We start from the raw sequence: 13,869 nt of genomic DNA on the forward strand, positions 1-13,869 counted from the left end.
AGCGCTAGGAATAAAAAACTTAATAAGCTTACAAGGGAACTCCAATGAATCGTTTACTGCGCAATATGAGTATTCAAGCTGCTGTGGTGGCGGCGCTTGCCTGTTTTGTCGCCCTGATTTTAGTGATTGCGGGGTTGAGTGTTGTCGCTGATCGCAATGCGCAAAATAACTTGGCAACGCTAAGCGGTATTAGTGATTCGCAGTTAAATGAGATTAACCGCGCAGATTCACTGTTAAACCAGGCCATGCTGGCGATGGAGACTGCTTCAAACTACCTGATGGTCGGCCAGACTCAGCAGTCCAACGCCCAGGTCGATGTCGCCGCTGACCGTATTGAGCGTGCCGAGCAACGCTTTGAACGTTATGTCGAGACTCCACGTACACCTGCAGGAGAAGCGCTAGGAAACGCCCTCATTGAAGACTTCCGAACCGTGCTGGGGCTGGTTAAACAGCAGCATGAAACCTTTGAATATATGGATCTCACCCGCTACAACAACCTACGTGATGAGTTGGTTGAGCCCTTGGGTAGTTTGGCTACCAGCATGACCGCGTTCGTGACCTACGGTTTCCAACGAGTAGATACCATTCGCACGGATGCAGCGGCTCAGGGCAACCTGTTCACGATGATCAATGCGGGGGTCGTGATTTTTGCCCTGCTGGTGACATTGGTGATTTACGTGGGCCTGCGCCGCACGGTGATTACGCCGCTAAGAGGCGCTATCCAGCGGCTGGATGCCATTGCAGAGGCTGATCTAACGAACCCACTGCCGGAGGCGGGTAAAAACGAAATTGGCCGTCTGTTTGGTGCCATGGGCACTATGCAGCAGAACCTAACTAATATCGTGAGCCGGGTGCGTGAAGGCAGTAACGAGATTCACCACGGTACCCGTGAGATTGCCAGTGGCAACGCCGATTTATCATCGCGCACCGAACAGCAGGCTGCGTCGATTCAAGAAACCGCCGCCAGCATGGAAGAGATGACCGCGACGGTAAAACAGAATGCTGATAACGCTCGCCAAGCCAGTACCCTAGCAGCCGACGCCTCCACCACTGCTGAGCGTGGCGGCCAAGTGGTTGCACAGGTGGTTCAGACCATGCACGGTATTTCGACGAGCTCGAAAAAAGTTGCCGACATTACCAGCGTTATCGATTCGATTGCCTTTCAAACCAATATTTTGGCCCTCAATGCCTCGGTAGAAGCGGCGCGTGCTGGCGAGCAAGGCCGTGGCTTTGCGGTCGTGGCAGGAGAAGTGCGTAATCTCGCCAGCCGCAGTGCCGATGCTGCCAAAGAGATTAAAACCCTGATTGATGCCTCGGTAACCCAGATTCAACAAGGCTCCACTCTGGTTGAGCAGGCGGGCACTACGATGTCAGATGTGGTCACCGCGGTGCGCCGTGTCACCGATATCATGGATGAAATTTCTGCGGCCTCACAGGAGCAGAGCGACGGCATTGAACAGGTTAGCCAAGCCGTTGGCCAAATGGATCAAGTCACCCAACAAAACGCCGCACTGGTGCAAGAAGCGTCGGCCGCTGCGTCCTCGTTGGAAGAACAAGCCAATCGCTTGGAGCAGGCGGTCGCCGTCTTCAAGCTGTTGGGTGTGCAGGCAGCGTCCCATCAGGCGCTACCGTCTGCGTCTTCGACCTCTCACGTAATGCCTGCCCCCAGGGCCGACCAGCAAGCTCGTCGACCCGCTGCGCAGCGTAGCGACCATGAAGAGTGGGAAGAGTTTTAAGGCAGCATTTTAACCCCTGACTGTACTTTCCAGTCACCCCTGTGCCATGTACTGACGAGAGGATGACCGATGGCAGATAAGAATATGAGTTTCCTGGTTGTAGATGACTTTCCCACTATGCGTCGGATCGTGCGTAGTCTGCTTAAGGAGCTGGGCTTCACCAATGTAGATGAAGCAGAAGATGGGCAAGACGCGCTCAACAAGCTGCGGGCTGGCAATTTCGAGTTTGTGGTATCCGATTGGAATATGCCGAACCTGGATGGCCTGGAGATGCTCAAGGAGATCCGTCAGGATGAGGCCTTAAAAGGCCTTCCTGTGCTGATGGTGACCGCCGAAGCAAAAAAAGAAAATATCATTGCGGCCGCTCAAGCGGGCGCTAACGGCTATGTCGTCAAGCCGTTCACTGCCGCTACCCTGGAAGAGAAGCTCAATAAGATCTTCGATAAAATGGGTAAATAAAGCGGCTAGGCCTGTGTGCCTGGTTAACGAGGAGACAACATAATGAGTCAGAATGAGCAGTCCGGTTCTGCCCAGCTGTCTGAAGAAGCCGCTGAAGACCTTATTCATCGTATCGGTAAGTTAACGCGCATGCTGCGTGAGAACATGCGTGAGCTGGGGCTGGACAAAGAGATTGAAAAAGCGGCAGAAGCCATTCCTGATGCTCGCGACCGCTTGCACTATGTCGCGACCATGACGGAACAGGCGGCAGACCGAGCGCTTAATGCGATTGATCGTGCCCAGCCGCTTCAGGATCAGTTGGCAGATCGTGCCAGCGCTTTGGACAAACGCTGGGCCGAATGGTTTGAAGCCCCCAAAGAGCTGGATGAAGCCAAGGCGCTGGTCGTCGAGACACGAAGCTATCTCAGCGACGTGCCCGATATGACCTCAGCGACCAACAAAGAGCTGATGGAAATCATGATGGCCCAGGACTTCCAAGACCTGACAGGCCAAGTGATTAAGAAGATGATGGACGTGATCCAAGAGATCGAACATCAGTTGGTGCAGGTGCTTATTGAAAATGCTCCGGGTGCCCATGCACGAGAAACGATGCAGCGCAAGGCCGAGGATCAGTGGAAAAGCGACAATGCACGGCGCAACGAAGAGCTTTTGAATGGGCCACAAGTAAGGGACAATGCGCCTGATATCGTCACTGGGCAGGATCAGGTTGACGATTTATTGGACGAATTAGGCTTTTAAAGTGTGTAGTTAAACGCCCTACGGGCATGCGAACACGCCATTCAGCCGTCCCTTTGGACGGCTGAATACGTGATAAGCTCCGCTTCACCTGGCCGGATAACCGTATGGCAGATAACGATAGCGACCAGGAAAAGACCGAAGAGGCCACCCCCAAGCGGCTAAGCAAAGCCCGTGAAGAGGGGCAGGTGCCTCGTTCCCGCGAGTTAAATACGTTTTTATTACTGTTAGGTGGCGTGATTGGTTTGTGGAGCATGGGTAAAATGCTTTATGACCAATTGGGCACGGTGATGGAGCAGGCCTTCCTCTTTGAGCGTCGCCAGGCATTCGAAAGCACACCCATGCTGGTCAACGCGCTGGATCTTGGCCAGCGTACGCTTTTCGCTATGACGCCGCTTTTTTTACTGTTAGCCGTTATCGCATTAGTGGCGCCGGGACTGCTGGGAGGGTGGCTGATATCAGGTAAATCGATGCAGCCCAAGTTTTCCAAGCTGAACCCCATAAAAGGCGTCAAGCGTATTTTCTCCACTCAGGCATTGGTGGAGTTAGCAAAAGCGATTGCCAAGTCGGTACTGGTTGGGGGCGTGGCTGCTCTATTTTTGTATTACAACATTGGCAAATTTATGGCGCTGATGGATCAGCCTATCCAGCAAGCGCTGTCAAATGCGTTGCGTATGGCGGCTCAGGCGGCGGGGCTGATGGTGTTGGTTTTAATCGTGGTCATTTTGATCGATGTTCCTTTCCAGCTTTGGGACAATGCCAAGAAGCTGCGCATGAGCCAGGAAGAGGTCAAGCGCGAGCACAAAGAGACGGAAGGCGACCCGCATGTGAAAGCGCGCATCCGCCAGCAACAGCAGGCTATGGCGCGTGGCAGGATGATGAGTAAAGTGCCCCAGGCGGACGTGATCATAACCAACCCGACCCACTACGCCATCGCTTTGGTTTACCAGGAGGGCAGCATGGGTGCCCCACGGTTAGTGGCAAAAGGCGCTGATGCGGTGGCCGCACGTATTCGGGAGGTTGGCGAAGAGGCCGGCGTTCCGCGATTGCAGGCAGCGCCATTGGCGCGTGCGCTGTATCATCACGTGGATCTAGACGCAGAGGTGCCCGCCGAACTGTATACCGCAGTGGCGGAAGTCATGGCCTGGGCCTACCGTCTCAAGCAAGTAGCACAACAAGGAGGCGAGGTGCCGCCAACCCCTGATAACCTGCCGGTTCCCCCGGAAATGGAAAGCCCCGAGCCAAGCGCCGGTGGTAATGAGGCGCAACCATGAAAGGCTTAAGCCAAATGATCGGTAAGCGCGACTGGATGGGCGATGTGCGCATGAAGCTGCTGGTCGGGCCTCTGCTCATCCTGATGATTTTGGGCATGATGATTGTGCCCTTGCCGCCTTTTGCGCTCGATCTGCTGTTCACCTTCAATATCGCGCTGGCCATCATGGTGCTAATGGTCAGCATGTTTACTCGTAAGCCGCTGGATTTTGCAGCGTTTCCAGCCGTATTGCTATTCACCACACTGCTGCGCCTCTCGCTCAATGTTGCTTCCACTCGCGTGGTGTTAATGGAGGGCCACCAAGGCGGTGCATCTGCGGGTAAGGTCATTGAAGCGTTTGGGGCGTTCCTGGTCGGCGGTAATTTCGCTGTGGGCCTAGTGGTTTTCCTTATTCTCGTCATCATCAATTTTATGGTGATTACCAAAGGTGCCGGGCGTATTGCCGAGGTCGGCGCGCGCTTCACGCTGGATGCGATGCCCGGTAAGCAAATGGCCATTGATGCCGACCTTAACGCCGGTTTGATCGGCGAAGAGGATGCCAAAAAGCGTCGCGCTGAAGTCGCTCAAGAAGCGGATTTTTTCGGCTCGATGGACGGCGCGAGCAAGTTCGTCCGTGGTGATGCCATTGCCGGTTTGGTCATTATGGTGGTCAATATCATCGGCGGGCTGATGATTGGTATGCTGCAGCACGATATGGGATTTGCCGCTGCGGGCAAGACCTATATGTTGCTAGCGATCGGTGACGGTCTGGTCGCGCAAATACCGGCCCTGGTGATTTCAACCGCGGCGGGTGTCACGGTATCTCGGGTAAGTACTGATACAGACGAGGATATTGGCCAGCAAATGCTCAGCCAGCTCTTCGTTAACCCTCAAGTACTGATTTTGGCTGCCGTGGTGATGGGCCTGCTGGGCATGGTGCCCGGTATGCCCAATTTCGTATTTTTGCTATTCACCGCCCTGTTGGCCGGTTTGGCGTGGTTCCTTATGCGCCAAAAAGAGCAGGCCTTGGTTAAAGACGAAGTTGCCGCTGCCCCCGTACCCTTACAAGAGACCCCCGAAGCCAGTTGGGAAGATGTACAGCTGGTCGATACGCTTGGTCTGGAAGTGGGGCACCGCTTAATACCGCTGGTCGACTCGCGTCAAAAAGGAGAGCTGCTGGGGCGTATTAAGAGTGTGCGTAAAAAGTTTGCTCAAGAAGTGGGTTTCTTACCGCCGGTAGTGCACATCCGCGATAACTTGGAACTCCCCCCCAACGCCTACGTCCTTTCCATGAAAGGGGCTGAAATTGGTCGTGCGGAGGCCCAACCGGGTAAGTGGCTGGCGATCAATCCAGGGCAGGTCTCAGGCGAATTGCAGGGCACCCATACCCAGGATCCCGCCTTTGGGTTGCCCGCTGTTTGGATTGACAGCAATCAGCGTGAACATGCTCAGGTCTACGGCTACACCGTGGTGGATGCCAGCACGGTTATTGCCACCCATTTGAATCATCTACTGCACCGACATTCGCCTGAAATGCTGGGGCGTCAGGAAGTGCAGAAGTTGCTAGATAAAATGGGCGATGACCAAAAAGCCCTGGTGGAAGAAGTGATTCCCAAGGCGATTTCACTGACGGTATTGCAGCGTATATTGCAAAACCTGCTTGACGAAGATGTCTCTATTCGGGATATGCGCACTATTCTGGACACCCTGGCGGAGTACGCCACTCAGCAAAAAGATCCTAACGAGCTGACGGCGCTGGTGCGGGTCTCGCTTGGCCGTGCGATTGTCCAGCAGTGGTTTGCCGGGCAAGAGACCCTCAATGTGATGGGTCTGGATGCCCAGTTGGAACAAGTGCTGGTGCAGGCAATGAATGGCAACGGTGCGATGGAGCCTGGGTTGGCAGAGACCCTGATGACCCAAGCGCAGCAGGCTTTAGAGCGACATGAGAGCTCCGGCGAGCCACCGGTGCTTGTCGTGCAGCACTCGTTGCGAGCAGTATTGTCGCGTTTCTTACGCCGTCGTTTACGCCATATGTCCGTGCTGTCCCAGGCAGAGATTCCCGATGACCGCACGCTAAAAGTGACCACCGTGGTCGGCGGACGTTGATACTCATATGCCGTGATAGGCTAGCGTCATCCATTTCCAGCATAGGCAAAGGGTAAGTCATGAGCGTTAGACGTTTCGTGGGAGCCAATAGTCGTGATGTGATGCGCCAAGTGCGCGAGGCGCTCGGTGAAGATGCCCTGATTGTCGCTAACCGGCGTACCGAAGGGGGCGTTGAAATCTTGGCCATGGCGGATGAAGCCATCGACCATTTTGAGCCCTCACCTGAACCAACTCCCCCCGAAACGCCGGTAGTTTCTCCGGCGCAAGACCCGATGCAGGCGATGAGCGAGCGCTTACTGCAAGAAATGCAGGATATGCGCGCGCTGTTGGCCAGCAACCAATCGTCTAATGCCGCTTCTGCGCCCCAGCAGGCAGCGGCAACGGGCACCGTCGCGCAGCTGCGCCAACTGCTATGGAGTGTCGGCTTTGGCAATGAGCTCGCCGATGAGCTGCTGGCAGGGTTGCCTGAGCCGTTAAAAGCACTGAGCGGAGATAGCGAAGCACCGATGCAGTGGCTGCGTCAGCAGTTAATGGAGCGTCTGTGTGTACTGAGTGATGAAGCAAGCTTCTTCGATCAAACCGGCATTGTCGCCCTAGTGGGGCCAACGGGAGTGGGTAAAACGACCACCACCGCTAAGCTGGCGGCACGTTTTGTCATGCGCCATGGCACACGCCCGGTGGCGCTGGTGACGACTGACAGTTTCCGGATCGGAGCCCATGAGCAGCTACGCATCTATGCGCGCCTACTGGACACACCCATGTATGCGCTGGACGCCGAACAACCCATTGATGACCTGCTGGGTCGCTTGCAGGGCAAACAGTGGGTCATTATCGACACGGTAGGCATGAGCCAGCGTGATCAGCGAGTGATAGAGCAGATTGCTCACCTTCAAGGCGGGCGCTCGCGGGTGCGTCTGGTGCTACTGCTCAATGCCGCCAGCCAGCCTGAAACCCTGGAAGAGGTTGTTTTGCGTTACCGCCAGGCCGCGCGTGCGGCGGGCGCAGAGTTAGATGACTGCATTATTACTAAACAGGATGAAGCGGGCCGCCTGGCACCCGTGCTCGACATTGTCATGCGCCATGGGATGCGCGTGCTGTTTGGTTCCAATGGTCAGCAGGTTCCTGAAGATATGGCCATTGCTGCCCCGGCGGCACTCGTTGATCAAGCACTAAGTACCGCAATGCCGCAGCGTGAACGAGCACAAAGTGCCGACACCCCCATGGAGATGCCGCGCTGGTCGCGGGATGTGCTGGGGCAAGGGCGACGTTTGTCATCGCTAATGGCACGACTGCGGCAGCGCGTGACAGGGTTTGCCGAATTAGAAGCGGTCTGGGATCTAGCCTCACTGCCAAGCCGTGTTCAGGGCGAGCGTTTGGACGCACTGCTCGCTGCCTATCCAGCGGCGGATACCACCTTAGGTATGGCATGGTCAGCGCGGCGTAATGAGCGCGGCTGCGACTGGGCAATGCCAGACATAGGTCTTGACAGTGATGGCGCCTGGCTGGCGCTACCTTGGCTGCAGCATCGCCACGCCGCAGGATGGCAGCCGCGCTTAGCCGCGCTGTCGGCATCAAGCGGTGTAGCGGTGCACTTGCTTCCGCGCTTTCCCGAGCCCGATGCCCTGGTGTGGCTGGAAGCCCAGCACTTGACCTGGGTCAGCCAAGTAGCCCCCAGTCATCGGATACTCTTTCACCACGAGCGGCAAACCATTCGCCAATTATTTAGCGACAGTGTGCTGACGCATCATGTTGGCCTACGTTTTCGTGGCCAATCCGTGCAACTATGGACTGCCTACGCCGAAGTGGAAGACGCGTCTGGCTGTGCTCTGCTCGCTTGGTACGGGGAAGTTCGTGACCCAGAAAGTGCCAAAGTGGTAGCACGGCGCTATTGGCTTACCCCGGCTCGGCTGGGAGCAGAGGTGCTCTCGCTATTGGTAACGCAGCTGCAAAGCGACGGATTATCAGCGTTGACGCGGCGCGCCTGGCAGCAGTTAAAAGAGGCCGACAGCGGTGATCTAAACGCCGAGGTGCGCCTGCTCATGGCCAGCGGCATGGCGTCAGTCGTAGGGCATCTCGATGTCGCTGATGATGAGGGAGCGCAGACGCTGCGCGGGGATCTACTCAACTTATCGGGCACCAGCCGTCGTCGTCGCGATACCGGCATGCTTGATGCGCTGGTCTATGCGTTTATGGCGCGGGATGCGATTCGCCAAATGGGCAGTGTCAGTCGAGAGGGTGTGGCGTGAGCGACCAAGATCAAGCATCGGGCCTGCGCAAGTGGGCAAGTTTGCAGCGCCAGCAGCAAGAAGCGGAGGAAGGGATTGATGTGGCAGCGGCAGAGCATGTGCCTGAACCCCCTTTGCCGCCATTAACGCCAGAAGTAGCGCTCGCGGAGCAGCCTGAGGCGCAAGCCCCGCCAAAGCCCAAAATTCCGCTTATGGTGGTCGGGCTGCCGGGTAGTGGTGCAGCCCAGGTGAGCAGGGTCAAAGCACGCCTGGGTCAGTGGTCTTCGTTAGGCCGAAACTGGGCCGGTGAGCCTGATGATTGGAGCATACACATCGCAATGGCTGAAACGTCTGACCTTGCTGAGTTGTGCAATCAATACAACCGCTGGGCGCTATGGATCAGCAGTGATGCCGATGACTTTGCCGCCATGTACCGGACATTGCGGCAGCTTCATGAACGGGGTGGCCCACGCCGTTTACTGGCGCTTCACGAGCCGCATTTGCCGCGGCAGGGGTTACTTGATAACTTGCGTGGAGCCGCCGAGTACTACTTAAATATGGAACTACTGGTACTTGCACGATGAGCGTACTCCGCCGAGGGGACCAAGCATGCTAAGCTGGCTATTAAGAGGCTCCCATTCGCAGGTTGCGCTACTGCTAATCGGATTGCTACTGACGGGATTAACGGCGAGTGCCCAGGCAGCCAGCGGTAGTTGGAGCACCCAGATACCAGGGTTGATGGTGGCGATGAGTGATCGGGCAAGCGCGAGTCAAACCGCGGCCCCACCCGCCGTCGCTAACCTTAAGCACGGGCAGCTTGGGCGTATTCAATGGCAGTTTCAATATCCTCCTGGCGCTCTGTTAAACGCCTGGTTGTGCCATCCCGAGCAGTGCGTTGCGTTAACCGGTATGCGGGGCTCTACTACTGCATTAGCAGGGCAGACGGCCGATGAGCCACTGCATTTTCGCTTTGCCTTACGCCCAGGCCAGCGGCCGGTTCGTGTGCAGGGGCTGCAAATGATTGTGAACTATCAGTGAAGGCTGTATAGCCGCGAGGCGAGAGCATGTACACAGCACAAGGCAGGATCAAACAGAGTGAGCTGTTGACGCAATACATGCCACTGGTGCGACGTCAGGCCTTGACGCTTCAGGTCCGTTTGCCAGCCAGCATTGAGCTCGATGACCTTATTCAAGCAGGCATGGTAGGGCTCTTAGAAGCGCTGGGTCGCTTTGATGCTACTCAAGGCGCGACATTTGCAACCTTTGCCAGCCAGCGTATTCGTGGCGCGATGATGGACGAGCTGCGCACCCGCGACTGGCTGCCACGAAGTGTGCGGCGTTCAGCGCGAGCGGTAGACAGTGCCGTTCGTCAATTAGAGCAACAGCTGGGTAGGGCGCCGGAAGAGAACGAAATTGCTCTCCATCTTGATATGCCATTGAGTGAGTATCAACAGCTCCTCAATGACACCAACAGTGGTCAGCTGCTGCCCTTTGAAGAGTTAGTCGCGGATGGCGGTGAACCGGTGAGTAATGAGCTGAGTAATTCACCGTTTGAGCAATTGCTCGATGGCCAGCAGCGGCAAACGCTGATTGACGCGATCGAAGCGCTACCCGAGCGAGAAAAACTGCTGATGGCGCTGTATTACCAAGAAGAGCTCAACCTCAAGGAAGTAGGCGCTGTGTTGGGCGTAACGGAATCACGCGTTTCTCAACTGCACAGCCAAGCCGTGAGTCGCTTACGCGCGCGCTTACACGACTCCGCATAACACCTCTTGTTTACTCACTTGTGACCGGCAAGGAGCCGTGGATGAACCCTTCGACGTTAATAGGCATATTTGCCAGCATCCTGCTGCTGGTGAGCGTGCTGTTTTTTACCGCAGAGTCCCCCGAAAGCTTTATCAATTTACCGGGGTTAGCCATTGTGGTGACCGGTACGTTAGCGGCCACCTTCATCAGCTACCCGCTAAAAGAAGTGCTTCGCGTTGTGCGTCTGGTGGGTTTGGTATTCCGGCGTGAAAATACCTATATGCGTGACGATATCCGCGAGCTGGTGGACATGTCGCGGCTATGGTTTAAAGGTGATGTGCGCGCGGTTGAGCGTGAGCTGGAGCATACGCGCAATCCGTTTCTGCGCACCGGTATTCAGTTGGTGATTGCCAACACCAAAGAAGACGAAATTTTTGACATGTTGCGCTGGCGCATTGCTCGCCTGAAAGCGCGGGAGCATGCGGAAGCACAAATATTTCGCACCATGGCCACCTATGCCCCGGCGTTTGGCATGATCGGTACGTTGGTGGGGCTAGTGAATATGCTGGAGGTGATGGATGCGGGTGACCTGCAGGTGATTGGCCCCCGCATGGCGGTGGCCCTGCTAACCACCTTCTATGGCATTTTACTCGCCAACTTAGTGTTTAAGCCGATTGCGGTGAAGCTAGAGCGCCGCACCGAAGAGCGATTGATTACCATGAACATGGTATTGGAAGGTATCTCACTGATTACCAAACGTCGCTTGCCCTCGTTTATTGAAGAAACCCTTAACTCTTTCGTGGCTAATTACCACGATGAAATTCGCGATAATAGCGTAAAGCCAAGGCCTGACGTATCGGTGAGTTCGGCAGCGAAGAGATAGCCACCATGTTAGACCGTGATACACGCCATGCGTTGGAAATACCGGCCTCGGCGGGTGAGGGCGATGAAGGCTGGTTAACCAGCTATCTTGATGTGCTGACACTGCTTATCACGCTCTTTGTGCTACTGCTTTCACTCACGCCACCGGGCGGCGGTGAAGCTGCGGATACTGCTTTCATGCGTTCAGCAAGCGCTGTATCATCACTGCCGCTAGCGTCTCTGGCCACGGGTATACAGCCTCGCCATGAAGGGTTACAGCCGCAGTTTGCTGGGCTGAATATTCCCGGTGTGAGCGTCTCGCAAGGTCGCGAAGGTGTCACGCTGAGAATTGATACCAGCCTGTTATTTGCCAGCGGCCAAGCAGTATTGACGTCTCAGGGGCGTAGTGTGGTTGAGCGTCTTATGGATGTGCTCACCCGTTTTGACGGGCAGATTTCTGTAGAAGGCCATACTGATAGCGTGCCCATTTCGACAGACCGCTTCCCGTCTAACTGGGAGCTTTCATCAGCGCGGGCTATCGCCGTCGTACGCCATTTAGAAAGCCAAGGGTTCAATATTTCTCGTATGCGGGCCGTCGGCTATGCTGATACCCAACCCATGGAACCGAACGCAACCGCGGATGGCCGAGCTGCCAACCGGCGCGTAGAGCTGTTGCTCAGGCAGCAGGTCGAAGGGTGAATAGATTGTCGAGGCTACGCCTGTGCCCATGTTCCGCCCGTTATTGCAGTCGTTTGGTGCACTGCTGGTATTGGATGCTGATTGCCGTCGTATTCAAGCTACCAGCACAAATTTAGCCTGCTTGACCGGCATTGAACTCCCTGAAAACGGGGAGCTAAGTCTTGCCTGTGCGTTGGGCAAACGCCTTAGCCAGCGGGTGCGTCGCGAGCTTCAGGGGCAGCAGCGCCTCCCCGGTCCGTTGGCGTTTATTCGTCCTAAACACAGCAGCGTGCGTTTTCAACTGCATGCTTACCGGGTAGATGAGCAAGTCATTGTCGAGATTGAGCCACTTAATCCCCTCGGGAAGCGTCGCCTACTGGGTACGGTGAACGAGCGATTGATGCATTTGGCAGAAGCGACCCATCAGGAGGAGCTGCTCGACTCCTTAGTCAATGCTATTCAACAGCTCACCGGTCATGATCGCGTCAGCGTGTGCCATTTCGATAGTGATTGGCATGGCTTGATCGTAGCCGAAGCGCTGGGCGAGCGGCTGCCTTCGCTACTGGGGCAGCGCTTTCCCGCCAGTGACTTTCCGATCACGTTGCGCCGAAGCTATGAAAATCATCCCGTGCGGTTGATTGAAGACGTTAATGCTCCCCCTGAAATGCTGATGCCCGCTTTTTCTGCTATACCCCTAAGCGGCAGTTTTTTACGTGCTCCGGCGCCAGAAAGGCAGCGCTATCTTAAGCGCTTGGGTGTGAGTAGCTCGCTGAGCTTGGCAATGCAGGGCGATACTGGCCTGTGGGGGCTAGTATTTTGCCACTCGGCAACCCCGCATTCAGTCGAGCCACCGGTACGCGATGCCGTTCGCACCTTGGTGCAAATGGCCACACAGCGCATGCTGCTACTGCGGGCGCGTCAAGAAGCACGCTACTTACAGCGCGTACAAGATAGCCTGGTGCTGAGTACACGGGCACGCAGTGAGCCGCAGAGCCCCCAGCGCCTACTTCATGAACAGGCGGCCACCTGGATGAAGTTGTTTCGTGCCCATGGCATTGTGCTCTGGGTGAATGGCGGCGCTTATCAAGCTGGCGTGACGCCCTCACCGGAAGCGATAAGTCAGTTTGTTTTACGGCTTGAGAGAGCCCACGTGCATAGCGGCCCCTGGTGCACGCGCGAGCTCGCCAAAGAGCCGTTAACCTGCTCGTTAGCCATGCCCGAACAGTGTGGCGCCTTGGCAGTACCGCTGTCGATGAACGCTACCCAGCGCGCGTGGTTGATACTCTTTCGTCCAGAGCAGGTCGAAACGCTATATTGGGCGATGCAACCTTCAGCTAATCCTCTACCTGCGTCGATAGTGACCCCGTCGGTTGCTTGGTATGAAGAGGTGGTGGGCAAAAGTGAAGCTTGGCAGCGGGTTGAGCGCTTAGCGGCGGTCGATTTGGGAGAAGACCTAACGTTGGCCATTTCGGCCTATGAAATTAGTTCACTGAATATGCATCTGGAGCGCGAGCGTAAAGCCCTTGCTGAAGCGAACCAGCGGCTAGAGCAGTTAGCGCATTTTGATCCATTAACCAAAGTGTGGAACCGCTACCGCATTGAAGAAGCGATTAATGCCGAACTAGTGGCTGCAAAGCGCTATGCAGCTGCCTTTGCCTTGCTGCTTTTTGATGTAGATAACTTTAAGCAGATCAACGATTCCTATGGCCATAGCGTAGGTGATGATGTGCTGGTGGCCCTAGCGCGTCTGGTGGAGAGCTCTTTGCGTGGCTGTGACCACCTTGGCCGCTGGGGTGGAGAGGAGTTTATTGTGCTGGCCACTCACTCCGACGTTGATGCTGCCGTTGGTTTAGCCGAGCGGCTGCGCTCGCTGGTAGCAGAGCTGCACATTGCGGGCCTTGAGCAAGCAGTAACAGTGAGTATCGGTGTTGCCGTTTGGCAGCCGGGTGACAGCTGTAAAACCCTCATATCGCGGGCAGACGACGCTATGTACCGTGCAAAGCATGGTGGGCGCAACCGCGTTGAAATGGCGCTTGAGCCCATGGCGCCGACTCACTAAAGCGCTGTTTTC

Annotated in this window: 12 protein-coding genes; all 12 read left to right on the plus strand. The window is 56.0% G+C overall.

Translation table 11 applies throughout. The features are described 5' to 3' along the window. The first annotated feature begins 44 nt into the window (after positions 1–44). The 12 genes from MLE19_RS12925 to MLE19_RS12980 all read left to right on the plus strand — a co-directional run bounded on the left by MLE19_RS12925 (position 45) and on the right by MLE19_RS12980 (position 13,857). A complete protein-coding gene (locus MLE19_RS12925) occupies positions 45–1,736 on the plus strand; it encodes a methyl-accepting chemotaxis protein (protein ID WP_240718597.1) in 1,692 nt (563 codons plus the stop codon). A gap of 69 nt (positions 1,737–1,805) precedes the next feature. Continuing rightward, entirely contained in the window at positions 1,806–2,195 is a 390-nt protein-coding gene (gene cheY / locus MLE19_RS12930) for a chemotaxis response regulator CheY (RefSeq protein ID WP_009097747.1), read from the plus strand. 42 nt (positions 2,196–2,237) lie between these two features. Continuing rightward, a complete protein-coding gene (gene cheZ, locus MLE19_RS12935; protein ID WP_240718598.1) occupies positions 2,238–2,933 on the plus strand; it encodes a protein phosphatase CheZ in 696 nt (231 codons plus the stop codon). A gap of 104 nt (positions 2,934–3,037) precedes the next feature. Continuing rightward, positions 3,038–4,204 carry a flagellar biosynthesis protein FlhB gene (gene flhB / locus MLE19_RS12940; protein ID WP_240718599.1) on the plus strand — a complete coding sequence of 389 codons (1,167 nt, stop codon included), beginning with the start codon at positions 3,038–3,040 and terminating at the stop codon, positions 4,202–4,204. Further along, positions 4,201–6,288, plus strand: coding sequence for a flagellar biosynthesis protein FlhA (gene flhA / locus MLE19_RS12945; protein WP_240718600.1), 2,088 nt, complete (start codon positions 4,201–4,203; stop codon positions 6,286–6,288). Before flhB ends, flhA begins: the two co-directional genes overlap by 4 nt. Positions 6,289–6,347: 59 nt before the next feature. Then, positions 6,348–8,534, plus strand: a complete 2,187-nt coding sequence (gene flhF / locus MLE19_RS12950; protein ID WP_240718601.1) for a flagellar biosynthesis protein FlhF — start codon at positions 6,348–6,350, stop codon at positions 8,532–8,534. Continuing rightward, complete coding sequence (locus MLE19_RS12955; RefSeq protein ID WP_240718602.1) at positions 8,531–9,097, plus strand: hypothetical protein; 567 nt, start codon at positions 8,531–8,533, stop codon at positions 9,095–9,097. Before flhF ends, MLE19_RS12955 begins: the two co-directional genes overlap by 4 nt. Positions 9,098–9,122: 25 nt before the next feature. Continuing rightward, positions 9,123–9,551 (plus strand): flagellar protein FlhE, encoded by a 429-nt coding sequence (locus MLE19_RS12960; RefSeq protein WP_240718603.1) that lies wholly within the window; start codon positions 9,123–9,125, stop codon positions 9,549–9,551. A 26-nt stretch (positions 9,552–9,577) separates the two neighbouring features. Further along, positions 9,578–10,279 (plus strand): RNA polymerase sigma factor FliA, encoded by a 702-nt coding sequence (locus MLE19_RS12965; protein ID WP_240718604.1) that lies wholly within the window; start codon positions 9,578–9,580, stop codon positions 10,277–10,279. A 41-nt stretch (positions 10,280–10,320) separates the two neighbouring features. After that, positions 10,321–11,142, plus strand: coding sequence for a motility protein A (locus tag MLE19_RS12970; RefSeq protein ID WP_240718605.1), 822 nt, complete (start codon positions 10,321–10,323; stop codon positions 11,140–11,142). A 5-nt stretch (positions 11,143–11,147) separates the two neighbouring features. Beyond that, positions 11,148–11,819 (plus strand): OmpA/MotB family protein, encoded by a 672-nt coding sequence (locus MLE19_RS12975; RefSeq protein ID WP_240718606.1) that lies wholly within the window; start codon positions 11,148–11,150, stop codon positions 11,817–11,819. Positions 11,820–11,847: 28 nt separating this feature from the next. Continuing rightward, entirely contained in the window at positions 11,848–13,857 is a 2,010-nt protein-coding gene (locus MLE19_RS12980; RefSeq protein ID WP_240718690.1) for a sensor domain-containing diguanylate cyclase, read from the plus strand. The last annotated feature ends 12 nt before the right edge of the window (positions 13,858–13,869 follow it).

This window comes from Vreelandella neptunia, assembly GCF_022489065.1.
In the GTDB taxonomy this organism is placed as follows: Bacteria; Pseudomonadota; Gammaproteobacteria; order Pseudomonadales; family Halomonadaceae; genus Vreelandella; species Vreelandella neptunia_A.